This window comes from Allobosea sp. AK1, from assembly GCF_006714945.1.
Classification (GTDB): Bacteria; Pseudomonadota; Alphaproteobacteria; order Rhizobiales; family Beijerinckiaceae; genus Allobosea; species Allobosea robiniae.
The window spans coordinates 1927254-1953255 of the sequence record NZ_VFMG01000001.1 but is presented as its reverse complement, the minus strand read 5'-3'; the positions used below and the strand labels follow the sequence as shown (position 1 = coordinate 1953255).

Sequence of the window (26002 nt, the reverse complement as noted above, 5' to 3'; positions counted from 1 at the left end):
CTCGCGATGGCGGTGGAGCGGAAGGGCATACGCCCGGTGACGCTGGGTGGCTGGATCGACAATCTGGCGCTACAGCATGGCGAAGCGCCGGCGCTGTTCGACGAGGACCGTCCGGTTTCCTACGCGCAGCTCGCGCGGCGCAGCCGGCGCCTCGCCGCCGGTCTTGCCCGGCTCGGCATCGGGCAGGGAGACCGTGTCGCGGTCTGGCTGCCGAACTGCTCGGCCTGGATCGAGACCCTGCTCGGCTGTGGTCGCCTGGGGGCGATCGTGGTGTCGCTCAACACCCGCTTCCGCGCGGCGGAGATCGGCGACATCCTCGGCCGCTCGGGCGCGCGTGCTCTCGTCATGTCTCCCGACTTCACGCCGATCGCCTATCGCGAGATCCTGGCGAACGTCCCGCCCGCAGAATTGGCCGCGGTGACGACGATCGTGACCTTGACGAAAGAGGCGATGCCCGTTCTGGAGGGCCGCCGCCAGGCTAGCTATGCCTCGCTGCTGGAATGCGGCGAATGGGACGGGCCGGCGGTATCGCCAGCGACAGGGTGCCTGATCCTCACCACGTCAGGCACCACGAAGAAACCGAAATTCGTGCTGCACTCCCAGCAAGGCCTGGTCACGCACGCCTTCGACGTTGCCGCCGCGCCGGGATTCTATGGTGAAGCAGGCAGCGCCGGCATGTCGATCATGCCGCTATGCGGCGCATTCGGCCTCACCCAGACGATCGGCGCGCTGGCCGGCGGCGCTCCCACGGTTCTGATGCGCAGCTTCGATCCGGAGGTCGCCGCGGCCGCGATCCGTCAGCGCGGCGTCACCAATATGGCCGGCGTCGACGACGTCTTCTATCGCCTGCTCCAGACGAGCGACGACGCCGTGCCCTTTCCGGAATTGCGCTTCGTCGTATTCGGTTCCTTCAACAATTCGCCCGACGACTTCGTCCGAGCGGCCGATCAGCGCGGGCTGCTTGCGGTGGGCGCCTACGGGATGTCCGAATTTCAGGGGCTGTTCTCTCTCCAGCCCAGGGAGGCGGGGCCGGAGCGCCGTGCGCGCGGCGGCGGCCATCCGGTCTCCGCTGCGGCGATCGTCCGCGTCCGCGATCCGGACACCGGCCGCCTTCTCGCAGTCGACGAGAGCGGGGAGCTCGAGGTCGCGGCTCCGAGCATGATGCTCGGCTATTTCGGCGACCCGGAGGCGACCGCGGCCGCATTCACCGACGATGGTTTCCTGCGGACGGGCGATGCCGGCTGCCTGCGCGCGGATGGGAGCTTCGAGTTTCATGCGCGCATGAACGATGCCCTGCGCCTGGGAGGGTTCCTCGTCAGTCCGGCGGAGATCGCCGAGATGGTTGCGTCCCATCCGATGGTGAGCGAGTGCCAGGTCGTCGGAGCCCATGGTCCGGACGGATACAGGGCAGTCGCCTTCGTCATTGCGGCGGAAGGCGGCTTTGCCGAAGCCGCGGTGCAGGAGCATTGCCGGGGACGACTCGCCAAGTTCAAGCAACCCACACGCATCCTGGCCATCGACACGTTTCCGGCGACGGACGGGCCGAACGGGCCGAAGGTCCAGCGCAACGTGCTGCGCACGATGGCGGAGGCAGCCCTGAAGGGGTGAAGCGGCGCGGGACTTATTCATCCGAATTTTATATCGAAATCTCAGCGCGGGCAGTTGCCTCGCCTGCGGGCGCGCTATATCAATCGAATGAATAAAAATGGAAAGCGGGAATGCTTGGAGCAATTCTGTCGGGGCTGAAGGTCGTCGACCTCACGCAAAATGTGGCCGGGCCGTTCTGCACCCAGGTGCTCGGCGACATGGGCGCGACGGTGATCAAGGTGGAGCGTCCCGGACGCGGCGACGACACGCGTGACTGGCCGCCGCGACATGGGGACCAGTCGGCGACGTTCCTGGCCCTCAACCGGAACAAGAGCAGCATCTGCCTGGACCTGGACCATCCCGAGGGGTTGGCCGTGCTCAAGCGCCTCGCCGCCGATGCCGATGTCATCATCCACTCGATGAAGCCCGGCAGCGCCGAAAGCCGCGGATTGGGCCACGCCGATCTCGCTGCAGGCAATCCGCGCCTGATCTACTGTGCCATCAGTGCCTTCGGGCAAGCCGGGCCGCTGGCTGCTCTGCCGGGTTACGATCCGCTGATGCAGGCCTTCACGGGCATCATGAGCACGACCGGCAACGAGGGCGACGCGCCGGTGCGCGTGGCCGTCTCGCTGATCGATCTCGGCACCGGGATGTGGGCCGCGCTGGGTGTTCTGGCCGGCGTCATCGAGCGCGGCCGGAGCGGGCGCGGGATGCTCGTGGAAGCGAGCCTGCTCGACACCGGCATCGGCTGGATGAGCGTATTCGTCGCGACCTATCTCGCGACCGGAACGCTGCCGCAAAAGCTCGGCTCCGGCATGGCGATGGCCGCTCCCTATCAGCTCTTCCCGGCGCGCGACGGCCATGTGTTCATCGCGGCGGGAAACGACGGGCTGTTCGAGCGCGTCTGCGGCGGGCTGGATTGCCGCGAACTCGTGGCGGATAGGCGTTTCGCCACCAACACCGCGCGTGTCGCAAACCGCGAAGCGCTCGTCGCCGCGATCAGCGCGGTCACGCAGCAATTGCCGGCGGCCGATATCGTCTCGCGGCTGCGCGCGGCGGGGGCTCCATGCAGCGAACTCAATTCGGTGGCGCAGATGCTCGCGCATCCGCAGGTCGAGGCGGCGGGGATCATCGCCGATCTGCCGGCGGCTGAGCGCGAGAGCCATCGCATCGTCGCCTTGCCCCTCAAGCTGGCAGGAAGCCGTTCGGCCAGGCTCGAGCCGCCGCCCGCGCTTGGCGCCGACACGGCGTCCCTGCTCTCGGGCCTTGGCTACGCATCCGACGAAATCGACCGCCTTCGCCTCGCCGGGGCGGTTGGGTAAAGCAGCCTCTTCCAGGACAGAGCACCATGGATTTCGACTATACGGAAACCCAGCAACAGATCCGGGCGGCGGTCCGCAAGCTCTGCGCCGAGTTCGGCGTCGACTATTGGCGCAAATGCGACGAGGCCGGCGAATACCCCGAGGACTTCGTTCAGGCGATGACCAGAGCAGGCTGGCTCTCGGCCCTGATCCCGGAGGAGTATGGCGGCTCCGGGCTCGGCCTGATGGAAGGCTGCATCATCCTCGAGGAAATCAATCGCTCGGGGGGCAACGGTGCCGCCTGCCACGCGCAGATGTACACGATGGCCTCGGTGCTGAATCATGGCAGCGAGGAGCAGAAGCGCCGCTATCTCCCGCGCATTGCCGACGGTTCATTGCGGCTGCAGGCCTTCGGCGTCACCGAGCCGGATGCCGGTTCCAATACGCTCAGGATCAAGACCTTCGCGAAGCGCCGCCCGGGCGGCGGCTATGTGATCAACGGCCAGAAAATCTGGACCTCGCGCTACATGCAGTCGCACATGTATCTGCTGATCGTCCGGACGACGCCGTTCGAGGAGGTGAGCCGCAAGACGGACGGCCTCTCGCTCTTCCTCATCGACATCGAGAAGGCGGGCAAGGCCCTGCACGCCCGGCCGATCCGGACCATGCTGAACCACCACACCAACGAGGTCTTCATCGACAATCTCGAGGTGGGGGAGGAGGATCGGATCGGCGAGGAAGGCCGCGGCTTCCATTATCTCGTGGACTCGCTGAACTCCGAACGCCTCCTGGTCGCGAGCGAGTCGATCGGGGACGGCCGCTGGTTCACCGCCGAGGCCTCGCGATACGCCAGCGACCGGCAGGTCTTCGATCGGCCGATCGGCCAGAACCAGGGCATCCAGTTCCCGATCTCGCGGGCGCATATGAATATCGAGGCGGCCGAGCTGATGCGCAACCGGGCCGCCGCCCTGTTCGACCGCAAGCTGCCTTGCGCGAACGAGACGAGCATGGCCAAGTTCCTCGCCAGCGAAGCCGCCTGGGAGGCGGCTGAGGCGTGCATGACGACGTTCGGCGGCTATGGCGTCGCGAGCGAATATCACGTCGAGCGCAAATGGAAGGAGGCGCGGCTGTTCCGCACGGCGCCGCTCTCCAACAATTTGATCCTTGCCCAGGTTGCCCAGCACGCGCTCGGCATGCCCCGTTCCTACTGAGCCGAAACGAGGACAGGATGACAGCCTTGCAGCCTCTGAAAAGCCTTTCGCCGGCTCCGGGTCCCACGGAACGCCTCGCGGCGTTCATCGTCGAGGCCCGGGTGCCGGACGAGGTCCTGAGCCTGGCCACGCGCGTGGTCGTCGATACGCTCGCCGTGACCGTGGCGGGTGGTGCCGAGGAACCGGTGCGGCGGCTGGCCGCTTCTCTCGAGCCCTGGCCGGGTGCGGTACCCAGCTTCTGGGGGCCGGAAGCCTTCCGCAGCGACGATGCCGCGCTTCTGACCGGCATGGCGAGCCATGTACTCGATTATGACGACGTCTCGATGCTGAGCGTCTGCCATCCGACGGCGCCCGTGCTGTCGGCCTTGCTGCCCCTGCTCGACAAGCGCAAGGTCACAGGGGCGGAACTGCTCGGCGCAGTGGCGATCGGCACCGAGGTGCTGATCCGTCTCGGGCAGAGCATGGGCTTTCGGCATTATGCGCTCGGCTTCCACGCAACGGGCACGCTGGGAGCGGTCGGTGCCGCCGCCGCGGTCGCGCGACTCCTGCATCTCGATCTCGACACCACCCGGCGGGCGCTCGCCATCGCGGCCAGCATGGCCTGTGGCTTGCGAAAGAATTTCGGCTCGATGGTGAAGTCGCTTCATGTCGGGCTGGCGGCCTCGAATGGGCTCAAGGCCGTACGGCTCGCGCAGGGCGGTATCGATGCGGCTTCCGAGGTCTTCGAGGTCGACGGCTATCTCAAGGCCTTCTCCGGCGGCGAGACCGATCGCTGGCCGCCGGGTGTCGTGCTTGGCGCGCCGTTCGCACTGAGTGAGCCCGGCTTCGAACAGAAGCGCTATCCATGCTGCTACATGCTGCACCGGATGATCGAGGGCACTCTCAGTCTACGCAGCGACACAGGCATCGATCTCGCGGCGGTGAAGCATGTTCGCGTCGATATGCCGGCAGGCGGCACCAAACCCCTGATCCACCCGTTCCCCCGCACCGGGCTGAACGCTCTCTTCAGCGGCCCCTATGCGGTTGCCGCCAGCCTGGCCGACGGCCGGATCGATCTGGCGAGCTTCACCGACGAGGCTGTTCTTCGGCCGGACCTGCAGGCACGGCTCGCCGATATCCAGCTGGTCGAGGCGTCGGGCGAATCGAGCCGGGGCAGCGAGGTCGGCAGCACGCCCGTCACAGTGACTGTGACCCTGAAGGATGGCGGTTCCGTCGCGAGGACGGTGACGCGCGCGCCGGGTTCGCCGGAGGACCCGATGACGGAGCAGCAACTCGCGGCCAAATGGACGGATTGCTTGCGACGCGTGCAGCCGGGGCTCGGCGCCGATACGACGCTCAACTTGTTCGGGGAGGGGCTGGCTATCGGCACGTCGCCGGATGTCGGCGCCTGGATCACGCGGTTGCGCCTGGCGCTCGGCAGGAGCGCGGCATGAACGCCTCCGTCGCGCCTCCAGCCTTTGAGACGCTCCGGATTTCCGCGCCGGCCGAGCATATCGCCCTGGTGACGCTTGCGCGTCCGCAGGCCATGAATGCGCTGAATACGCAGATGGGTCGCGATCTGGTGACCTTCTTCGAGGCGGTCGCGCTGGATGCCGCGGGGTTGCGCTGCATCGTGCTGACCGGCGAGGGGGAGCGCGCCTTCTGTGCCGGCGGTGACCTGAAGGAACGGCGCGGTATGAGCGATGAGGCGTGGCAGCGCCAGCATGTCGTGTTCGAGCGGATGGTGCGTGCCCTGCTCGATTGCCCGGTCCCCGTGATCGGCGCGGTCAACGGGGCGGCCTATGGCGGCGGCTGCGAGATCGCCGCCTGCTGCGACTTTCTCTACGCCGCCGAACACGCCCGTTTCGCCCAGAGCGAGGTGACGCTCGGCATCATGCCCGGCGGCGGAGGAACCCAGACGATTGCCCGCGCAGTCGGCGAGCGGCGGGCGAAGGAACTCATCCTGACGGGCCAGCCCTTCTCGGCGAGCGAAGCGGCGCAATGGGGCCTGGTCAATGCAGTCCTGCCCCAGGGCGAGCTCCTTCCGGCGGCGCTCGCGACCGCGACCACCATCGCCAATAACGCGCCGATCTCCGTGCGGCAGGCGAAGCAGTCGATCCACCGGGGCCTGCAGATGGCCCTGCGCGACGGCCTCACCTTCGAGATCGAAGCCTATGCCCGGATGGTCCCGACGCAGGACCGCCACGAGGGCGTGACGGCGTTCAACGAGAAGCGGCCGCCGCGCTTCATCGGGAAATAGGTGGATGATGGCGGAACGCGTGCTGTTGAGGGAGGTCGGGCTGCGCGACGGGCTGCAACTCGTCTCGACCGTTCTCGACACGGAGAAGAAGCTCGACTGGTGCGGCAGTGCAGCCGCGGCCGGTCTTGCCGAGATCGAGGCCACGTCCTTCGTGCCGGCGCATGTCATCCCGCAATTCGCGGATGCCGATGCCGTCGCAGCGGGGATTGCCGGGATCCGGGGCGCGCAGGTCTCCGCCCTCGTCGTGAACCTGAAGGGAGCAAGGCGCGCCTTCGCCGCCGGGCTGACCAAGGTCAACTATGTGGTTTCCGCCAGCGAGGCCCACAGCCTTGCCAATGCGCGCCGCTCGACCGATGCGGCGCTGGATGAGTTCGATCTCATCGTCGCCGAGCGCGCGGCTCAAGGGTTGTCCGATCGGGTCGCATTGGGCTGCGGCGTGGCGACCAGTTTCGGCTGCACGCTGCAAGGCGAAGTCGCCGAGGCGCGCGTGCTCGCGATCGTCGGGCGACTGGCGCGCGCCGGAGCGGACGAGATCATGCTGGCGGATACCGTCGGCTATGGCGATCCGGCGCGCGTCAGCCGCCTGTTCGAGGCGGCCACGGGTCTTGTCGGGTCGCTGCCGCTCGCCGCGCATTTCCATGACACGCGCGGCTTCGGGCTGGCCAATGTCGGCGCCGCGCTTTCGGCCGGGGTCCGCCGCTTCGATGCTTCGCTCGGGGGGCTGGGCGGCTGCCCCTTCGCCCCCGGCGCGACCGGCAACATCAACACGGAAGACTGCGCCTTCATGCTCGAGGCGATGGGCTTCGCCACCGGCATCGACCTGGCTGCGTTGCTGCGCTTGCGGGAACGCGTCGAAACCTGGCTTCCGGAAGAACGCTTCACCGGCGCGCTCGCCCGCGCCGGCCTGCCGAAAGGCTTTTCTCCCGCAGCCTGACATTGGCGGAGCGCAATCAGGCGCTCCACGTGGCGATGGCGCCCCCCGCATCGAAGGGGCTTGGGATGCCCCTCGTCAGCCTGCGGCGCTCGCAGCCTTGTCGTTGCGATCACGGCCCCGGATACGGTCGCGCGCCTGCTGCCATTGCGCGTCGGTCCAGGGCAGGTAGTTCGTGAAATAGGCGCCGTTCGCGAGGCCATGCGCACCATCGACGGCAATCGTCTCGCCGCTGAGCCATTCGCAGCCCGGCGCCATCAGGAAGGTGGCCAGCGTGGTGAGCTCGGGCTTCTGTCCAAGGCGGCCCATCGGATTGATTGACCGTTCATAGTCATGCGGGTTGTCGGTTGGACGCAGGCGGGCCGAGGCGCCCTCCGTCGGAAAGATACCCGGCGAGATGGCATTGAGCCTGATGCCGTAGCGCCCCCATTCGATGGCGAGCGACCGCGTCATCGCCTCGATGCCGGCCTTCGACATGGCCGAGGGCACGACGAAGGGCGCGCCGGTCCGCGTGAACGTCGCCAGGATCGAGAGCACCGAGCCCTTTCGCTGTTCGGCTATCCAGCGCTGCCCGATCGCATTGGTGACGTAGAAGGTGCCGCGCAGGACGATATCGGAGATCGCGTTGAAGCCGTTCGCCGTCAGGTCCTCCGTGCGGCTGATGAAGTTGCCGGCCGCGTTGTTGACCAGCCCGGTCAGCGGACCGTGGTCGAGCCAGGCCCGGTCGACCATCCCCCGCACGGATTCAGGCGAGCGGATATCGCACTCATAGGCATCGACCGCAGCGCCGGTTTCGCGGGCGATCGCCTCGGCCGTCTCCCGGACGACCGCCTCCCTGCGCCCGCAGATCGCCACGCGCGCGCCGTAGCCGGCGAAGCGATGCGCCATTTCCCGGCCGAGTCCGGTGCCGCCTCCCGTCACGAGGATGTGCTGGCCCTTCAAGACGTCGTCCCTGAACATTCGCCTCTCCCATCTCGATTCGAGCACATCGTCGCGCGGCCTCTAGCCGGGGGCGATCTCACTCGCTATTAAATTCGAACTTATTATCAAAAGGAAGAGGCTGATGTTGGAAACTGCCCGCGACGGCACGACCATGGTCCTGACCCTGAACAACCCCGCAAAGCGAAACGCCCTCTCCGCACCGCTGCGGGAAGGACTGCTGGAAGCTTTTCTCAGGCTCGAGAGGGATCGCGATCTGCGTGCGGCGGTCATCATCGGCGCCGGCGGGAATTTCTGCTCGGGCGGAGACATCGACTCGATGAATCAATCGACGGACCTGGCCGCCGGTCGCGAGCGCTTTCGCGGCGTGCACGAGCTGACGCGGCTGATGATCCGGGGCTCGAAGCCGGTGATTGCAGCGGTGGAGGGCTGGGCGGTCGGGGCCGGGCTGGGTCTCGCGCTCGCGGCGGACACGGTGATCGCCACGCCGGGCGCACGCTTCCGGGCGGGGTTTCCGCAGATCGGACTGATCGCGGATTTCGGCCTGCTGCATACCCTGCCGGCCCGCATCGGGCCCGCAAGGGCGCGCCAGTTCTTGCTGTATGACGAGGTGGTCGATGCCGAGCGCGCCGGCCGCATCGGATTGACCGACGAAACGGTGGCTTCGGGCGAGCTGCTCGAACGGGCGTTGGCGCTTGCCGGCCGTTTCAGCCAACTGGCTCCCCTGGCGACAGCGCAGACCCGGGCTGCCCTGGCCCGGGGGCTCGACCAGGTGCTGGACTGGGAGCGCGACACCCAGGCGGCCTTGCTGCAAACGGCCGACCACGCGGAAGGGCGAACCGCTTTCCTCGAAAGACGAAAACCGAATTTTACCGGTCGATGAGACCGCGCCGAACCGCCTTCAGATCCGCTGGCGGATGACGCTCCTGACCGAGTAGCGCGTCGCCGGATAGAGATTGTAGGACAATTCGAATGTCTGCCCGTTATTGGCGACGTAGCGCCGCTTCACGGCCAGAGCTGCGGTTTCGGTACCGGCGTGCAACAGATCGGCCATCGCCGCCGGCATGGTCGTCGCCGATACCTCCTGCTCGACATAGTCGAGCTTGAGGCCCTGCTCATCCATGATGACTTCGTAGATCGCCCTGTCTCCCTGCTGGATGGCTTCGAGGGCCGGGGCCAGCTTCTCGGGCACGAAAACCTCCGACCAGCATAGGGGCTGCTGGTCGTTGCGTGTCGATCGCACGCCCGCAACCCGCAACCATCTGCCTTCCCGAAGTCCGGAGAAGGATTCGAACGATTTCGCCACGCTGGAGGCGAAGCCGTAATGGCGCACGTCGAGCTGGGTGCTCTGGGCGAAATCGAACAGCCCTTTGAGGTCGCGCAGCGAATGCACATAGGGCGCGACCGGTCGCTGGGCCAGCACCGTCGTGCCCGTCTTGCGCCGGCGCCCGAGGATGCCCTGCTCCGCGAGCAGCTTCAGAGCTTCACGGATGGTGTGGCGACCCACGCCGAACCGCTCCTGCAGTTCGGGCTCCGTCGGGAAGCGGCTGCCTACAGGGTAGGTCCCCCCGCCGATTTCGTCGCGCAGTAGATCCGCAAGGACCGCATGTCCGCCGGTGGTCCTGGTGCCCTCAGACATGTCCTGCTTCTTCTCGCACGCAAAATCCCCGCTCGCTCCGTGAAATAGCTTGCTCCGGCGCCGAATCATAGCCCCCGGAGCGAACTGCACACTGTTCTTCGAATGAAATGGCAGGGGCTATGCCCGCCGGCCGCGCAGCCGGCCACGGCAAGGCAGCGCCGATCGAAAGTCGAAGGCATTCCAGGTGCCCGGAGATGCCGGTGCGCTTCCTCTGGCCGCCGTCGGGAAATCGTTGCGGGTTCGCCGCTTTCGGGTTGACGTCCGGAAGCTCCGCACTATCATTCGAATAAAATGATGAATGGCGATGACGCCTGAGAAATCCGGGGAGGAGAATGCGATGGATCGTCGCGAATGCATCATCGGGCTTGCCGCCGTCGGCCTCTCCGCGACGCAGGCCTTCGGGAGCACGTTTCCGACCCGGTCCCCGATCCTGTCCAATGGCTATCCTGCCGGCGGCTCGACGGATGTCGCCTCGCGATTGATCATCGAGGGTATGGCAAAGGAGCTGGACGGATATCGAATGGTCGTCGAAAACCGGCCGGGCGCCAGCGGAACCGTCGCCGCGACATGGCTGACGCGCCAGCAGCCGGACGGCTATAGCCTGCTTCTGTCGGAGTCATCCTCGTTCGCGATCTGGCCGGCGATGCATGAGACCGGCGTCAAATATGATCCGGTCCAGGATTTCGACTGGATTGCGACCGTCTGTACGGCTCCCATGGTCCTGATCGTTTCGCCGAACTTTCCGGCGAAGACAGTGAAAGAGGCCATCGAGCTTCTCCGTACGCCGGCATCCGCGGAGCTGAATTATTCCAGCTCGGGCGTCGGCTCGATCCCTCATATCGGCGCCGAATTGCTGCGAACCCTTGCCGGCCCCGCCAACCAGTCGCGCCATGTACCGTATCGTGGTGGTGCGCCGGCGGTGCTGAGCGTGTCGACCGGCGAGACGGCCTGGGGCGTGGCCTCGCTGGGGTCGGCAACGGGACTTCTGAACGGCGGTGCCCTGAGGGGGCTTGCCGTGACGAGCCCTAACCGGTTTCCGCTGTTCCCGGACATCCCGACTTTCAGGGAGCTCGGGATGCCGGAGATGGAGTTGAACATCTACTACCTGATCCAGGGGCCGGCGCGCCTGCCGCCCGAGGTGCTGGCCAAGCTGAACAAGGCCGGGGCCGCCTCGCTGAACCAGCCGGTCACGCGGGAACGGTTCCTCAAAGCCGGGATGCAGGCGTGGGACGGCCCCAACACTCCCGAAAGCACCCGCGAGATCGTCATGGCGGAAAATGCAAGGTTTCGCTCGATCAGCCAGCGCACCGGCCTGAAGATCGTCACCTGAAGCGCGGCACATGCACTTTGATCGAGCCCTCAACGGAACTTCACGATGACGCTGGCAATCATCCTCAGAAGCCATGGAGGGCCGGACCAGCTGAAGCTGGAGCAGGTCGACCTGCCGAATCCCGGCCCTGGCGAATTGCGGATCAGACAGAGCGCCATAGGCGTCAATTTTCACGACGTGTATGTTCGCTCGGGTCTGTATCGCACGCTCGCGCTACCCGGCATTCCGGGCATTGAGGCCAGCGGCATCGTCGAAAAAACCGGCTCAGGGGTCCGGGATTTTCGTCCAGGCGACAGGATTTGCTATGTCACGGGCAGTTACGGAGCTTATGCCGCGCATCGAAACCTGCCCGAGAACCTTGCGCTCAAGCTGCCTGACACCATCGATGATGAGATCGCTGCCGCGACGATCCTGAAGGGGCTGACTGCCTGCATGTTGCTTCGCAGGGAGTATGCGGTCGGTCCGGGGGATCATATTCTCGTGCATGCTGCTGCCGGGGGCGTTGGCCAGCTGCTTTGCCGCTGGGCCGATCACCTTGGTGCCGTCGTCATCGGAACGGTCGGAGATCCGCGCAAGGAAGCGGTCGCGCGTGCGGCGGGGGCTGCGCATGTGTTCTCGAGCTCCGATCAGGAGCTGGTCGGCAAGGTGATGGACATCACCAAGGGCGAGGGCGTCGCCGTGGCCTACGACTCGGTCGGGCGCGACAGTTTCCAGTCCTCGCTGTCCGCGTTGTCATATTTCGGGAAGCTGGTGAATTTCGGGCAGAGTTCCGGCCCGGTGCCGCCGTTCGAGGTTTCGCAACTCGCCGCGCGCTCGAATTCACTATCCCGGCCGATCATCTTTCATCACCTGCGCAACCCATCCGCGTTGAGGGAGATGGCGGCCGAAGTCTTTGCGCTGATCGGCGAAGGCATTCTCAAGGCGGATATCGGCTTGCGCCTCCCACTGGCGGAAGCCGCCGAGGCGCATGCCAGGCTGGAAGGCCGGCGCACCGTCGGCTCCACCATCCTGTTGCCCTAGGTTCCTCGCACCGTGCCTGGATCCTCATCGAACCGCGTCGTCATCAACGTCGTCACGTCGGATCTCGGAGATTCCGTAAGCCGCGTGCTCGCGGACGTTCAGCGCTTCGGCTGGGCGTTGAACGAGATTGCGGCTTCCGCTTCGTCGGCAGACACTGCCGAGTTCAAGCTGGCTGTGTCGGCCCCTTCGGATATCCAGCTGGCTCATATCGAAGACCGCCTGGCGCGGCATCCAACGGTCGCGGCCGTGCAGGCGCGATGGGCTTCCGGCTGAACAGTCCTGGGCTTTTTTGGACGCTCTCACTCACAAGCCGGGATTTGTGCCTGTTTCATATCGCGTGGCTCAAGGCTGATCTCTCGGGATCGCGTGCATTTCGGCCAAGGGGACGCTCTTGGTCACGACATATGTGTAATAGCGCTCGATCCCGATCGCCGGCTCGAGCAGCCGGTCGATCAGGCGCTGATAGGCGTCGATATCAGGTGTGACCACCCGCATGATGTAGTCGATGCCGCCGCCGGTCGCGTCGCAGGCGACAATGGCTGGTTCCCTCGCCACGGCCTCTTCGAAGCGGCGGAAATCCGCCTGCTGATGGCTCTTCAGGCTGATCTCGACGATCACCGTGGTTCGCGGGGCATCGGGCTTCAGATCGACGATTGCGGAATAGCCCTTGATCACGCCGGCCTCCTCCATCCGGCGCAGCCGCTCCCAGCAGGCAGCCGGCGACAACGCCACCGTTTCGGCGAGCTTGAGCTTGGTCATGCGGCCGTCGCGCTGCAGGGCCGCGACGATCTTGAGATCGATGGGATCGAGCTTCATCTTCTGGGACCGCGGGTGCATAATGTCATGAATGCCTCTTTATAAGAACGAGACAATATCATGTTCCGTCAAGCCGAACGGCCTTCCGGCAACAGGCTTTCTCCCATCGTCGAGAAGGCCGTCGAATGGCGCCCGGTCCTGACGAAGCAGAAGGGCGCGACCAAGCATGCTGCGCTGACCGAGCGCATTATCGCCGATATCGACGCCGGCATCCTGAAGCCGATGGACCGGATGCCGACGCATCGCGACCTCGCCCATGCGCTCGGCATCTCCGTCCAGACCGTCAGCCTCAGCTACAAGGAGGCCGAGCGCCTCGGCTATCTCAGCGGCGAGGTCGGGCGCGGAACCTTCGTCAAGAGCCGCGTCACCGAACAGGCGGGCCGGCTGATGCTCGACCGCAGCCCCACCGAGGTCGTCGACCTCTCGATCGTGCGCGGGGTTTATCTCGATGCCCATGAGGTGGCCTCGCGCCAGGCGCTGTCAGCCTTGGCCGAGGGCGACAGCAGCGCCTTCATGCGGCCGTGCCGGCCGATCGCGGGGCTCGACCACCATCGTGAAGCGGCGCGCCTCTGGCTCGGGCCGCTCGGCGTCGAGACCTCGGTCGAGCGCATCCTGATCACCAATGGCGCCGCCCATGCGCTCTTCCTCGCGCTCGCCTGTGTGGTCCGTGCCGGCGACCTGGTGCTGACCGAGAACCTGACCGATCACGGTGTCATCGGCCTCGCCAACGTCCTCGGCTTCAGCCTCAAGGGCCTGCCGACCGACGAGGAAGGCATCCGCCCCGATGCGTTCGAGGCGGCGTGCCGCGCTGGCGGTGTGCGGGCGCTCGTGCTCATCCCGACGCTCAACAATCCGACCAGCCATGTTGCCGGCCCCGAGCGACGCCGTGCCATCGCCGAAATCGCGCAGCGCCATGGCGTCTTCGTCGTCGAGGACGAGGTCTACAAGCCGCTGATCGCCGAGCCGCTGCCGTCGATCACCGCGATGTTGCCGGATCTCGGCTTCTTCCTCACCAGCTTTACCAAGACGGTGCTGACCGGACTGCGCGTCGGCTACCTGGTCGTGCCGCCTCAATACTCGATCCGTGCCGCCTCGATCCTGCGCGTGACCAGCTGGAGCGGCACTTATCTGCCGGCCGAGATCGCGACGCGCTGGGTCCAGGACGGTACCGCGCAAAGGCTGCTCACCGTCCAGCGCGAGGAAGCGACGGCACGCCAGCGCATCGTCGCGGAGACGCTCGGAAGCCATGTCGCCTCGAGCCATCCGCTCTCGCTCTGCTCCTGGCTCAAGGTTCCCGCGCACTGGACCGAGGACAGCCTGGTGCGCTCGCTCGCCGACCGGCGCATCGCCGTGACGCCGTCCGATCCGTTCGTGGCTGGCGCGGGCCATGGCGGCGGCCTTCGCATCTGCCTGGGCGGGCGGATGAGCCATGAATTGCTGGCGCGGACGCTGACGACGGTGCGCCAGACCTTCGAGCAGCTGCCGCCGGTCTTCGATATCGGCGCTATCGGCTGAGAGCGGCGCCCGAGGGCTCTGTCCATGTCATTGCGGCCTGCGGTGCAGGTTTGGCATAATTGGATCATGACAATATAATAATTGACATGAAATTTTCTCCCTCGCAGCATGACAAGCGAGGGAGACATGCCGGTGACAAAACCGCGTCTTTTCACTGCCGAGGCAGATCGACTGGCAACGCCGCCGGCCGCACTCGCGCTGCCCGAGGTCGAAGCCGCCAAGGCGCGGATCGCTGGCCGGGTCGAGCGCACACCGCTTGTAACTTCGCCTTCCCTCAGTCGTCTCTGCGGCCAGCCCGTCCATCTCAAGCTCGAAACCCGCCAGCCGATCGGCGCCTTCAAGCTGCGCGGTGCGATGAATGCAGTGCTGGCGCTGACCGAAGACCAGCGCCAGCGCGGGCTGGTGACCGCGTCGACCGGCAATCATGGCCGCGCCGTCGCCTATACCGCCCGCGAACTTGGCCTTGCCGCCACGATCTGCATGTCGGCGCTCGTGCCCGCGAACAAGATCGAGGCGATCCGCTCGCTGGGCGCCGAAATCCGTATCGTCGGCCGCTCGCAGGACGATGCGCAGGCCGAGGTCGAGCGGCTGGTCGCCGAGCACGGGCTCACCCAGATCCCGCCCTTCGACCATCCTGACGTCGTCGCCGGGCAGGGCACGATTGGGCTCGAACTGATCGAGGACCTGCCGGAGCTCGCCTGCGTGCTGATCCCGCTCTCGGGCGGCGGGCTGGCGGCTGGCATCGCCGTCGCGGTCAAGGCGTTGCAGCCTTCCGTCAGGATCGTCGGCATCTCGATGGAGCGTGGCGCCGCGATGGCTGCGGCGATTGCGGCCGGCCGGCCCGTCGAGGTCGTCGAAGAGCCAACGCTGGCGGATTCGCTCGGGGGCGGCATCGGCCTGTCCAACCGCGTCACCTTCGCCTTGTGCCGTGACCTCGTCGACGAGGTCGTGCTGCTGAGCGAGGCCGAGATCGCCGCCGGCATCCGCCATGCCGCGCTCGTGGAGGGCGAGATCGTCGAGGGCGCCGGCGCTGTCGGCATCGCCGCTTTGCTCGCCGGCAAGGTCAAACCGCAGGGGCCGACGGCACTCATCGTTTCCGGCCGCAACATTGACGAGGCGGTGCACCGGCGCATCGTCTCCGGAGCCGCCGCATGAGCCGTATGCTCGTCCTCACCGAAGCGGAGCTGCGCCGCATCGTCGGGCTCGATCCGAGCACCGTCGACTGTGTCGAGGCGGCCTTCGCAGCGCTCGCGACCAAGCCGGTCGCGATGCCGCCGATCCTGCGGCTCGACATTCCCGAGCACCGCGGCGAGGTCGATGTAAAGACGGCCTATGTGCCGGGCCTCGACGGCTTCGCGATCAAGGTCAGCCCCGGCTTCTTCGACAATCCCAGGCTCGGCCTGCCCAGCCTCAACGGGCTGATGATTCTGTTCAGCGCCCGCACCGGGTTGGTCGAGGCGCTCCTTCTGGACAATGGCTATCTCACCGATGTCAGGACGGCCGCGGCCGGGGCCGTCGCGGCGCGCCACCTTGCCCGGCCGGATGCCGCGGTCGCTGCGATCTTCGGTGCCGGCATGCAGGCAAGACTCCAGATCGAAGCGCTGGCGCTGGTGCGGCCGATCCGCGAGGCGCGGATTTGGGCCCGCGATGCGCAGAAGGCGAACAAGGCCGCGGCCGAGCTCTCCCGCAAGCTCGGCTTCATGGTCGCTGCCGTGGCCGATCCCCGGGCCGCGGTGCGAGGCGCCGATATCATCGTCACCACGACGCCGGCCGAGCGACCGATCCTGATGGCGGACTGGATCGAGCCCGGCCAGCACATCACGGCAATGGGCTCCGACAGCGAGCACAAGAACGAGATCGACCCCGCCGTTCTCGCCCGCGCCACCTATGTCGCCGACCGACTCGACCAGACCCGGCGGCTCGGCGAGCTTGCCCATGCGATCCGCGCCGGTTCCGCCAGCGCCGATCAGGCTTTCGCCGAACTCGGCGAGGTCATCGCCGGCCAACGCCCCGGCCGGACACGCACCGACGAAATCATCCTGGCGGACCTGACCGGCACCGGCGTGCAGGACACCGCAATCGCCAATCTCGCCGCCGCCCGCGCCCGCACTGCCGGCGCCGGGCAGACCATCGACACCAAAGCCGAAGCGGGAGACGCCGCGTGACCGTGACCCTGAACTTCACCCGCGAGGAATATGCCGAGCGCCTCGCCAAGACCCGCGCTGCGATGGAGCGCGCCGGGGTCGAGCTGCTGATCGTCACCGACCCCTCCAACATGCATTGGCTCACCGGCTATGACGGCTGGTCGTTCTACGTCCATCAATGCGTGCTGGTGCCGCCGACGGGCGAGCCGATCTGGTATGGCCGCAAGCAGGATGCGAACGGCGCCAAGCGCACCGCCTATATCGGCCATGACAGCATCATCGGCTATCCCGACCACTATGTGCAGTCGACCGAGCGTCACCCGATGGATCTGCTCGCGCAGATCATCGCCGAGCGTGGCTGGGGCGGGCTCCGGGTCGCGGTCGAGATGGACAATTACTATTTCTCGGCGGCGGCTTTCGCCTCCCTGCAGAAGCACTTGCCGAACGCGCGCTTCAAGGATGCCGGCGGGCTGGTGAACTGGCAGCGTGCGGTCAAGAGCGCGACCGAACTCGACTACATGCGCAAGGCCGGCCGCATCGTCGAATTGATGCACCAGCGCATCGTCGAGGTCGTCGAACCCGGCATGCGCAAATGTGATCTCGTCGCCGAGATCTACGATGCCGGCATTCGCGGCACGGCCGAATTCGGCGGCGATTATCCCGCGATCGTGCCGCTGTTGCCCTCGGGCGCCGATGCCTCGGCCCCGCATCTGACCTGGGACGACAAGCCGATGCGCCTGGGGGAGGGCACCTTCTTCGAGATCGCCGGCGCCTACAAGCGTTACCACTGCCCGCTCTCGCGCACCGTCTTCCTTGGCAAGCCGACGCAGGCTTTTCTCGACGCCGAGAAAGCGACGCTCGAAGGCATGGAAGCCGGCCTCACCGCGGCAAAGCCCGGCAATACCTGCGAGGACATCGCCAACGCCTTCTTCGCCGTGCTGAAGCGGTACGGGATCATCAAGGACAACCGTACCGGTTATCCGATCGGCCTGTCCTATCCGCCGGATTGGGGCGAGCGCACCATGAGCCTGAGGCCCGGCGACCGGACCGAGCTCAGGCCCGGCATGACCTTTCATTTCATGACCGGCCTCTGGCTCGAGGATATGGGCCTCGAGATCACCGAAAGCATCGCGATCACGGAGCGCGGCGTCGAATGCCTGTCGAACGTGCCGCGCCAGCTCTTCGTCAAGGAGTGATGCGATGCTGACCGCTTCGCCCCGCCCCTCGCCGGTGACGCCGACGATCGACCTCTCGGCGCCGGGTGTGCAGCATGGCCACTTGCGCCTGCCCTATAGCCGCGACGACAGCGCCTGGGGCTCGGTGATGATCCCGATCTGCGTCGTCGCGAACGGGGAGGGGCCGACCGCGCTGCTGACCGGGGCGAACCATGGCGACGAATATGAGGGGCCGGCAGCGCTGTTCGAGCTGGCACGCTCGCTCGATCCAGCCGAGGTCTCGGGCCGGGTGATTATCTTGCCAGCGTTGAACTACCCGGCCTTCCGCGCGGGCACGCGGACCTCGCCGATCGACAAGGGCAATATGAATCGCAGCTTTCCGGGTCGCCCGGATGGCAATGTCACCGAGAAGATCGCGGACTACGTCACGCGCCATCTCGTGCCGCTCGCCGATATCGTCCTCGACTTCCACTCCGGCGGAAAGACGCTCGACTTCCTGCCTTACGCCGCCGCGCACGAGCTGCCGGACAAGGCGCAGGAGGCACGCTGCTTTGCGGCGGTCGCGGCCTTCTCCGCGCCCTACTCGATGAAGATGCTGGAGATCGACGCCGTCGGCATGCTCGACACTACCGTTGAGGAGATGGGCAAGGTCTTCGTCACGACCGAGCTCGGCGGCGCCGGGACGGCGAGCGCGACGAGCATCGGCATCGCCCGGCGCGGCGCGGGCAACCTGCTCAGGCACGCAGGCATCCTTGCCGGAACGCCCGAGACGGCGCCGACCCGCTGGCTCGACATGCCTTCGGCCGATTGCTTCACCTTCGCCGGGGATGATGGGCTGATCGTTTTCGAGCACGACCTCGGCGCGTCGGTGCGCGCCGGCGACGTCATCGCCCGGGTCTACCCCGTCGGGAAGACCGGGCTCGCGCCGGCCGAGTACCGGGCCGCCATGGACGGCGTGCTCGCCGCGCGTCACGTCCCCGGGCTGATCAAGGCCGGCGACTGCCTCTCCGTCCTCGCCGTGCTGAGGGAGGTGCCCTGACCCGTTCGGCCGGGCGACCGGTCCAAGCCAATCCGCCGGCGCGAAGACGCCAGCCAAGCCGAAGCAATCGGCACGCGGAGAAACATCAACCAGAGGAGAATTGCACATGCCGTTTCTGAAGATCGCGGGTCTCTCCGCCATTGCTCTCGCCACCGGCCTCGCCGCCGCCGGCGCCACCACGCTCAAGGACGTCAAGGACCAGGGCTATATCCGCGTCGCGACCGCCAATGAGGTGCCCTATTCCTACATGAAGGATGACGGCACCTCGGCCGGCATCGGTCCGGACGTCGCCAATGCCGTGCTGAAGAAGCTCGGCATCGCCGAGGCCAACTGGTCGGTCACGCCGTTCGGCACGCTGATCCCCGGCCTCAAGGCCAAGCGCTTCGACTTCGTCGCGGCCGAGCAGAATATCTCGCCGGAGCGCTGCAAGCAGGTCTCCTTCACCGAGCCGAACTCGTCCTATGGCGAGGGCCTGCTGGTGAAGAAGGGCAACCCGAAGAAGCTGACGACCTATGCCGACATTGCCAAGGACCCCTCGCTGAAGGTCGCGGTCGTCTCCGGCGCCAACAATATCGACTTCCTACGCGCCGTCGGCGTCAAGGACAGCCAGGTGATCTTCATCACGGCCAATGCCGACGCGCTCGCCACCGTCCAGAGCCGCGCCGACGCCTATGCCGCGACCGAACTCACTGTCGCCTCGCTCGCCAAGGGCCAGGCCAATGTCGAGCAGGTCGCGCCCTTCACCGACCCGGTGGTGAACGGCAAGCCTGTCCGCAATTTCGGCGGCTTCGCCTTCCGGCCTGAGGACAAGGAGCTGCGCGACGCCTTCAACGCCGCGCTGGTCGAGTTCCGCAAGACCGACGACTACAAGAAGATCCTGGGCACCTACGGACTGTCGGAAGCCAGCATCAAGGCGGCGGCGGATCGCAAGGTCGCGGACCTCTGCGCCGGCAAGTGAGGCGTTAGCCGACATCATTCCGCCCGCCCGATGGCGGGCGGAACTCCACGCCTGTTCAACGTTGTCGCGGAGCCTGCCGGATGGAGTGGTTGTCCTATCTGCCTGCATTGTCGCGCGGTGCCCTGATCACCGCCGGGATCACCGTGTCGGCGATCGCGATCGGCGCGGTCGCGGCCTTCGCGGCCGGGATTGCCCGCGTCGAGGGCGGGCGCGTGCTGTCGATGGTCGCGCTCTGCTACACCGAGCTCTTCCGCGGGACGTCGCTGCTCGTCCAGCTGTTCTGGTTCTATTACGCCCTGCCGCTGGTCGGAATCAGCTTCGAGCCGGTCGCCACCGGCATCCTGGTGCTCTCGCTCCATGTCGGTGCCTACGGCTCCGAGATCGTTCGCGGTGCGCTGCAATCGGTCTCCGTCCAGCAGCACGAGGCGGCGCGGGCGCTGAATTTCGGCCGGACCCAGACGCTGATCCACATCACGTTGCCGCAGGCCCTGGTCGAGATGATGCCGGCCTTCGGGAACCTCGCCATCGAGACGCTGAAGCTGTCCTCGCTGGTCTCGCTGATCTCGATCGCCGACCTGACCTTCCGGGCGCAGTCGATCCGCAACCTCACCCTCGACAGTGCCGGCGTCTACAGCCTGACGCTGGTCGGCTATTTCGCGATGTCCTTGGTGCTGATGCTGATCATGCGGCTGATCGAACGGCTCGTCCGGCGCGGCGCGGCCTTCCCGCGCGCGGCGCATTCGTGAGGCAACCGAGATGATGTACGGCTTCGAATGGGATACGACGACGCCGCTGAGTTACGCGTCCTCGATCCTGCCGATCATCCTGATCGGGCTCACCGTGACGCTGCAGGCTGCCGCGGCGGGCTTTGCGATCGCGCTGGTGCTCGGCCTCGTCTTCGCGCTGCTGCGCCGCAGCCGGTACACGGCGGTGTCCTGGACGACGGCCATCGTCGTCGAGTTCCTGCGCGATACCCCGCTGCTGGTGCAGCTCTTCTTCCTGTATTACGTGCTCCCGGAATACGGCATCACGCTGCCGGCCTTCCTCACCGGGGCGCTCGCGCTCGGGCTGCAATATTCTGCCTATACCTCCGAGGTCTATCGCGGCGGCATCGAGGCGGTGCCGCGCGGGCAGTGGGAGGCGGCGACCGCGCTGAACCTCACCCGGCTGCAGACCTATCGCGACATCGTCGTTCCGCAGATCGTGCCGCGCATCCTGCCGGCGATGGGCAATTATCTTGTCGCGATGATCAAGGAGACGCCGGTGCTCTCGATCGTCACCGTGCTCGAGATGATGGGGCTCGCCAACATGATCGGCGAGCGCACCTTCGAGTACCTCGTGCCGCTGACGCTGGTCGGCCTGATCTTCCTCCTCCTCACGCTGATCTGCTCGGCCGGCCTGCACCGGCTGCAGAAGGCGCTGCCGAAAGCAGGGATCCCGCTGCGATGACCGAGACCTCCAAGGTTGCCATCGACCCACAGCCGCCCATCATCGAGTTCGCCGACGTCACAAAGCGTTTCGGCGCGCTGACCGTGCTCGACGATTTCAACTTCAGCGTCGCCCGCGGCGAGAAGGTCACGCTGATCGGCCCGTCGGGCTCGGGCAAGTCGACGGTGCTGCGCATCCTGATGACGCTGGAGCCGTTCCAGGAGGGCCGGCTGACGCTCGCCGGCATGCCCTATCACGAGCCGAATTCCGGCGGACCGTTCAAGGCTTCGGACGGGCATCTGCGCCAGATCCGCAGCCATGTCGGCATGGTCTTCCAGAGCTTCAACCTGTTCCCGCACATGACCGTGCTGCGCAATGTCGTCGAGGCACCGTTGCGCGTGCTCGGCCTGCCGCGCGGCGAGGCCGAATGTCGGGCCGTCGACCTGCTCGCCATGGTCGGGCTCGCCGACAAGAAGGACCATTACCCGGCTCAGCTCTCCGGCGGCCAGCAGCAGCGCGTCGCCATCGCCCGCGCGCTCGCCATGCGCCCGCGCGTGCTGCTCTTCGACGAGCCGACCTCGGCACTCGACCCGCAGCTCGTCGGCGAGGTGCTCTCGGTCATTCGTGGCCTCGCCAGCGAGCACGACCTCACCATGCTGCTCGTCACCCACGAGATGCGCTTCGCCCGCGAGGTCTCCGATCGGGTCTGTTTCTTCGACAAGGGCCGGATCTGCGAGCAAGGCGAGCCGGAACGCATCTTCAGCGCGCCGGAGCAGCCGCGCACCCGGGAATTCCTGGCCTCGGTGCTGGGCTGAGGTCGCGCCGAGGATCTATCGGTACCACCGTCAACTTCCGAGATTGTCTCGGCGCGCGGCCGGCACTTCGAAGACAGCCTCGCCACTCTTCCGCCTAGCCTCGTCATCAATCGAGGGAGGATGGTCATGAACGCAATGACGAGCACGGCAAGGCGAGAGGCTACGCTCGCCAAGCCGGCCGAGCATCCCGGCCTGGCACGCCTGGCCGATCGCCGCTTGCTGCGGCAGCTATCCTATATCGGCGGGCGCTGGACGGCGGCGCGAGACGGCGAGACTTTCCCCGTGACCGATCCCGCGACCGGCGCCCTTGTCGCGCAGGTCGCAGCGCTCGGCGCCGCTGAGGCGACGCAGGCGATCGATGCCGCGCAGGCGGCTTTCCCGGCCTGGAAAGCGCTGCTGCCGCAGGAGCGCGCCGCGCTGCTCCGGCGCTGGCATGGGGCGATGCTGGCGACGGCCGAGGACCTTGCCCTGCTGATGACGCTGGAACAGGGCAAGCCGCTGGCGGAATCGCGCGGCGAGATCGCCTATGCCGCCGATTTCATCGCCTACTACGCCGAGGAAGCGCTGCGGGTGAACGCCGAGGGCGTCACCAGCCATCTGCCGGGCGCGCAGATGTCGCTGTCGCGTGAGCCGGTCGGCGTCGCAGCTCTGCTCACGCCCTGGAACTTCCCCTCCGCCATGCTGACGCGCAAAGCCGCGGCTGCGCTCGCTGCCGGCTGCACCGTGGTCGCCCATCCTTCGTCGCATACGCCGCTCTCGGCGCTGGCGCTGGCCGAGCTCGCCGACCGTGTCGGATTTCCGGCCGGGGTCTTCAACATCGTCACGGGCGAGGCCGCGCCGATCGCCGAGACCTATTGTGCTGACACAAGGGTGCGTGCCGTCAGCTTCACCGGCTCGACCGAGATCGGCCGGATCGTTGCGCGCAATGCGGCTGCGACCGTTAAGCGCGTGGTGATGGAGCTCGGTGGCCATGCTCCGCTGATCGTCTTCGACGACGCCGACCTCGACCGTGCCGTCGCGATCGCCATCGACGCCAAATTCGCGACCTCGGGCCAGGATTGCCTCGCCGCCAACCGGATCTATGTGCAGCGCGGCCTCTATGAGCGCTTCTGCACCGCCTTCACCAAGAAGGTCATGGCGCTGCGGGTTGGCTCCGGCCTGGAGGATGGCATCGAGGTCGGCCCGCTGATGCACGTTGCTGCCAAGCGCAAGGCGGAAGACCAGATCGTGGATGCACTGGTGCACGGTGCAAGGCGATTGACGCCGGAGCGTGCCATGCCCGGCCCGCTATTCCTGACGCCGACCGTGCTCGCCGATGTGCCGGAAGAGGCGCTGATCATGCGCGAGGAAACATTCGCGCCGGTCGCAGCCATCGCTCCCTTCGATGGCGAGGACGAGGTCATCGCCCGCGCCAACGACACCGAGTACGGCCTCGTCGCCTATGTCGTGACCCGCGACGGTGCGCGAGCTGCGCGCCTCGCCAGGGCGCTCGACTACGGCATGGTCGCGGTCAACCGCGTCAAGATCACCGGCGCGCCGATCCCCTTCGGCGGAATGAAGCAGTCCGGCCTCGGCCGCGAAGGCTCGCGCCACGGCCTCGAGGCCTTTACCGACCTCAAATATGTCTGCCTCGATCTGAACTGAGGCGTCGTTTCCCGCTTTCGCGAAGGATTATCGTCATGCTCGACCAACCCGCCCGCACCGACAACGAACTGGACGCCTGGGACCGCGACCACTTCTTTCATCCCTCGACGCATATGGGCCAGCATGCCCGCGGCGAGACGCCGAATCGTATCATCGCCGGCGGCGAAGGCGTCTATATCGTCGATCGTGACGGCAAGCGCAGTCTCGATGCCTTCGCAGGCCTCTACTGCGTCAATGTCGGCTATGGCCGGAAATCCATCACCGACGCGATCGCCGAGCAGGCGGCGAAGCTGCCCTATTACCACGCCTATGTCGGCCATGGCTCGGAACCCTCGATCCGGCTCGCCAAAATGGTGGTCGAGCGCGCGCCCAAGGGCATGAGCCGGGTCTTCTTCGGCCTCTCGGGTTCGGACGCCAACGAGACCAATCTCAAGCTGGTCTGGTACTACAACAACGTGCTGAAGCGGCCGGAGAAGAAGAAGATCATCTCGCGCTGGCGCGGCTATCACGGCTCGGGCGTGATGACCGGCAGCCTCACGGGTCTTGCCGCCTTCCACAACCTCTTCGACCTGCCGAAGGCGCCGGTCCTGCACACCGAAGCGCCGTACTACTACCGTCGCGAGGATCGCAGCATGAGCGAGGAGCAGTTCTCGCAGCATTGCGCCGACAAGCTGGAGGAGCTGATCCAGGCCGAGGGACCTGAGACGATCGCCGCCTTCATCGGCGAGCCGGTGCTCGGCACCGGCGGCATCGTGCCGCCGCCCGTCGGCTACTGGGCGAAGATCCAGGCGGTGCTCAAGAAGCACGACATCCTGCTGATCGCGGACGAGGTCGTCACCGGTTTCGGGCGTCTCGGCAGCATGTTCGGCTCCGACCATTACGGCATCGAGCCCGATCTCATCACCATCGCCAAGGGACTGACCTCGGCCTATGCGCCGCTTTCCGGCGTCATCGTCTCGGAGAAGCTCTGGCGCGTGCTGGAGCAGGGCTCGGACGAATACGGCCCGATCGGCCATGGCTGGACCTATTCCTCACACCCGCTCTGCGCGGCAGCCGGCGTCGCCAATCTCGAGCTGGTCGATGAGCTCGACCTCGTGCGCAATGCCGGCGAGGTCGGTGCCTATTTCAACGCGGCGCTGAAGGAGGCCGTCGGCAGCCATGCCCATGTCGGCGAGGTTCGCGGCGAGGGCCTGCTGGCGGCGGTCGAGTTCGTCCGCGACCGGGATGATCGCGTCTTCTTCGACGCCTCGCAGAAGGTCGGTCCGCGCATCGCTGCCGCCCTGCTGGAACAGGGCGTCATCGCCCGCGCCATGCCGCAGGGCGACATCCTCGGCTTCGCGCCACCGCTATGCCTGACGAAGCAGGAGGCCGATCAGGTTGTCGATGCAACGCAGCGAGCCGTGGAAGCGGTTGTCAAAGCGCTGTAGCGCCACGAGCAAAACCTGGCCTGGATGCCGGAACGGGCCGGTGCCTGGCGATCGGCCATGTCGGGTGGCCGTCTCTCGGAATGATGGTGGCCGAACGATCTCCGATCGTTCGGCCACCAGTATCATGAGGGGAACAGCTACTGGAGCACGATGCCAGAAGCGATGTCTCGCTCAAAGGAGCAGCGCGTGCATCGTCGACGGTATCAAGATCGTCGGCGCGCTGGATTGGACTTGAGACTGCTCCGCCCCCAGCTTTCGATCACGTCGGTAGCGAAAGCTTCGGTCGACCAAGCGCGAAAACATCACCCCGGCGACACGTCGTTATCGACCGCGTCGAGGTCGATGGCGGTGTCGTTCGCGTATTGGTGATGAAGTGTTTCCGGAAGGGACCGCCGCCGGGCTATCGCCCGCGGTCAACGATGTTCACAGATATGTATGGAAATGGCGCGCCATTCAGGATAAAACTGCCAACACTTATGTAGTTGAGATAGCATTGTAATTTAGCCCGCCCGGAACTGCCCGGCGTTGCCTTGGATCATCCGTTTGCGGACTTGGCCCATTCCCGACTCTGGCCAGGTCCGCTTTTGGGCAGACCGGTAAGCTGGGCTGGCGCGACACACGCGGGACCAAGAGCTATCGGTATTGGGCATTGGCCCGCAGTTACAGATAGACACACCTAAACACTGCCTTCAGTTGCGATTTGCCCGTTATCCCCTTCACGAGAGCCCATATGGCCCGGAACGCCGACCGGAATCGCAATCAACAGCGGACGATGGTGATTGTTGGCAAAAGCCTTACGAATTGCGAGCATGCTGCTCCTGCATTCATTTTTTGATATTTCATG

Annotated in this window: 24 protein-coding genes; 21 read left to right on the top strand and 3 right to left on the bottom strand. The window is 66.3% G+C overall.

Annotated features, from left to right (window positions below; all coding sequences use genetic code 11):
• Positions 1-6: 6 nt before the first annotated feature.
• The 6 genes from FHT98_RS09775 (at position 7) to FHT98_RS09750 (ending at position 7272) form a co-directional block, all read left to right on the top strand.
• On the top strand, positions 7-1608 hold the full coding sequence (locus FHT98_RS09775) for an AMP-binding protein (protein WP_142113893.1): 1602 nt from the start codon (positions 7-9) through the stop codon (positions 1606-1608).
• A 110-nt stretch (positions 1609-1718) separates the two neighbouring features.
• Entirely contained in the window at positions 1719-2909 is a 1191-nt protein-coding gene (locus tag FHT98_RS09770; RefSeq protein WP_061966124.1) for a CaiB/BaiF CoA transferase family protein, read from the top strand.
• A 26-nt stretch (positions 2910-2935) separates the two neighbouring features.
• Positions 2936-4099 carry an acyl-CoA dehydrogenase family protein gene (locus FHT98_RS09765; protein WP_061966122.1) on the top strand — a complete coding sequence of 388 codons (1164 nt, stop codon included), beginning with the start codon at positions 2936-2938 and terminating at the stop codon, positions 4097-4099.
• A 26-nt stretch (positions 4100-4125) separates the two neighbouring features.
• The gene (locus FHT98_RS09760) at positions 4126-5532 is read left to right on the top strand and encodes an MmgE/PrpD family protein (protein ID WP_185745122.1); all 1407 of its coding nucleotides are present in this window, start codon (positions 4126-4128) and stop codon (positions 5530-5532) included.
• Positions 5529-6338, top strand: a complete 810-nt coding sequence (locus FHT98_RS09755) for an enoyl-CoA hydratase/isomerase family protein (RefSeq protein ID WP_142113891.1) — start codon at positions 5529-5531, stop codon at positions 6336-6338. Before FHT98_RS09760 ends, FHT98_RS09755 begins: the two co-directional genes overlap by 4 nt.
• Positions 6339-6342: 4 nt before the next feature.
• Positions 6343-7272: a hydroxymethylglutaryl-CoA lyase gene (locus FHT98_RS09750; protein WP_248309189.1), complete on the top strand. Its 930-nt coding sequence runs from the start codon at positions 6343-6345 to the stop codon at positions 7270-7272.
• Between the two features lie 75 nt (positions 7273-7347).
• Here FHT98_RS09750 and FHT98_RS09745 read toward each other — a convergent pair whose 3' ends face one another.
• A complete protein-coding gene (locus FHT98_RS09745; RefSeq protein WP_142113890.1) occupies positions 7348-8229 on the bottom strand; it encodes an SDR family oxidoreductase in 882 nt (293 codons plus the stop codon).
• A 103-nt stretch (positions 8230-8332) separates the two neighbouring features.
• On the opposite strand from FHT98_RS09745, the gene FHT98_RS09740 reads away from it, so the two are divergent.
• Positions 8333-9091, top strand: a complete 759-nt coding sequence (locus FHT98_RS09740; protein ID WP_142113889.1) for an enoyl-CoA hydratase/isomerase family protein — start codon at positions 8333-8335, stop codon at positions 9089-9091.
• A gap of 18 nt (positions 9092-9109) precedes the next feature.
• Here FHT98_RS09740 and FHT98_RS09735 read toward each other — a convergent pair whose 3' ends face one another.
• On the bottom strand, positions 9110-9847 hold the full coding sequence (locus FHT98_RS09735; RefSeq protein WP_185745121.1) for a GntR family transcriptional regulator: 738 nt from the start codon (positions 9845-9847) through the stop codon (positions 9110-9112).
• A gap of 478 nt (positions 9848-10325) precedes the next feature.
• On the opposite strand from FHT98_RS09735, the gene FHT98_RS09730 reads away from it, so the two are divergent.
• Genes FHT98_RS09730 through FHT98_RS09720 form a run of 3 tightly spaced genes read left to right on the top strand, consistent with a single transcriptional unit; the run spans position 10326 to position 12470 of the window.
• Positions 10326-11177 carry a Bug family tripartite tricarboxylate transporter substrate binding protein gene (locus FHT98_RS09730; protein WP_185745120.1) on the top strand — a complete coding sequence of 284 codons (852 nt, stop codon included), beginning with the start codon at positions 10326-10328 and terminating at the stop codon, positions 11175-11177.
• A 45-nt stretch (positions 11178-11222) separates the two neighbouring features.
• Positions 11223-12197, top strand: coding sequence for a quinone oxidoreductase family protein (locus tag FHT98_RS09725; protein ID WP_142113886.1), 975 nt, complete (start codon positions 11223-11225; stop codon positions 12195-12197).
• A 12-nt stretch (positions 12198-12209) separates the two neighbouring features.
• The gene (locus FHT98_RS09720; protein ID WP_142113885.1) at positions 12210-12470 is read left to right on the top strand and encodes a hypothetical protein; all 261 of its coding nucleotides are present in this window, start codon (positions 12210-12212) and stop codon (positions 12468-12470) included.
• 69 nt (positions 12471-12539) lie between these two features.
• Here the strand turns inward: FHT98_RS09720 and FHT98_RS09715 are convergent, their stop codons facing one another.
• Positions 12540-13013 (bottom strand): Lrp/AsnC family transcriptional regulator, encoded by a 474-nt coding sequence (locus FHT98_RS09715; RefSeq protein WP_142113884.1) that lies wholly within the window; start codon positions 13011-13013, stop codon positions 12540-12542.
• 60 nt (positions 13014-13073) lie between these two features.
• On the opposite strand from FHT98_RS09715, the gene ehuR reads away from it, so the two are divergent.
• From ehuR to FHT98_RS09660, 11 genes are all read left to right on the top strand, one after another.
• Positions 13074-14528, top strand: coding sequence for a MocR-like ectoine utilization transcription factor EhuR (gene ehuR, locus FHT98_RS09710; protein WP_091860403.1), 1455 nt, complete (start codon positions 13074-13076; stop codon positions 14526-14528).
• A 171-nt stretch (positions 14529-14699) separates the two neighbouring features.
• Positions 14700-15683 carry a hydroxyectoine utilization dehydratase EutB gene (eutB, locus tag FHT98_RS09705; protein ID WP_248309325.1) on the top strand — a complete coding sequence of 328 codons (984 nt, stop codon included), beginning with the start codon at positions 14700-14702 and terminating at the stop codon, positions 15681-15683.
• On the top strand, positions 15680-16693 hold the full coding sequence (eutC, locus tag FHT98_RS09700; RefSeq protein WP_142113882.1) for an ectoine utilization protein EutC: 1014 nt from the start codon (positions 15680-15682) through the stop codon (positions 16691-16693). Before eutB ends, eutC begins: the two co-directional genes overlap by 4 nt.
• Positions 16690-17868 (top strand): ectoine hydrolase DoeA, encoded by a 1179-nt coding sequence (doeA, locus tag FHT98_RS09695; RefSeq protein ID WP_142113881.1) that lies wholly within the window; start codon positions 16690-16692, stop codon positions 17866-17868. Before eutC ends, doeA begins: the two co-directional genes overlap by 4 nt.
• Positions 17869-17872: 4 nt before the next feature.
• Positions 17873-18886 (top strand): N(2)-acetyl-L-2,4-diaminobutanoate deacetylase DoeB, encoded by a 1014-nt coding sequence (gene doeB / locus FHT98_RS09690; protein WP_142113880.1) that lies wholly within the window; start codon positions 17873-17875, stop codon positions 18884-18886.
• 106 nt (positions 18887-18992) lie between these two features.
• Positions 18993-19844 (top strand): ectoine/hydroxyectoine ABC transporter substrate-binding protein EhuB, encoded by an 852-nt coding sequence (ehuB, locus tag FHT98_RS09685; protein ID WP_091860388.1) that lies wholly within the window; start codon positions 18993-18995, stop codon positions 19842-19844.
• Positions 19845-19924: 80 nt separating this feature from the next.
• Positions 19925-20590, top strand: coding sequence for an ectoine/hydroxyectoine ABC transporter permease subunit EhuC (gene ehuC, locus FHT98_RS09680; RefSeq protein WP_142113879.1), 666 nt, complete (start codon positions 19925-19927; stop codon positions 20588-20590).
• 10 nt (positions 20591-20600) lie between these two features.
• Positions 20601-21293, top strand: a complete 693-nt coding sequence (gene ehuD / locus FHT98_RS09675; RefSeq protein ID WP_142113878.1) for an ectoine/hydroxyectoine ABC transporter permease subunit EhuD — start codon at positions 20601-20603, stop codon at positions 21291-21293.
• Positions 21290-22087, top strand: coding sequence for an ectoine/hydroxyectoine ABC transporter ATP-binding protein EhuA (gene ehuA / locus FHT98_RS09670; RefSeq protein ID WP_142113877.1), 798 nt, complete (start codon positions 21290-21292; stop codon positions 22085-22087). The genes ehuD and ehuA overlap by 4 nt, the downstream gene beginning before the upstream one ends.
• 135 nt (positions 22088-22222) lie before the next feature.
• Entirely contained in the window at positions 22223-23731 is a 1509-nt protein-coding gene (locus FHT98_RS09665) for an NAD-dependent succinate-semialdehyde dehydrogenase (RefSeq protein ID WP_248309324.1), read from the top strand.
• A gap of 35 nt (positions 23732-23766) precedes the next feature.
• Positions 23767-25158, top strand: a complete 1392-nt coding sequence (locus FHT98_RS09660) for an aspartate aminotransferase family protein (RefSeq protein ID WP_142113875.1) — start codon at positions 23767-23769, stop codon at positions 25156-25158.
• Positions 25159-26002 lie beyond the last annotated feature (844 nt).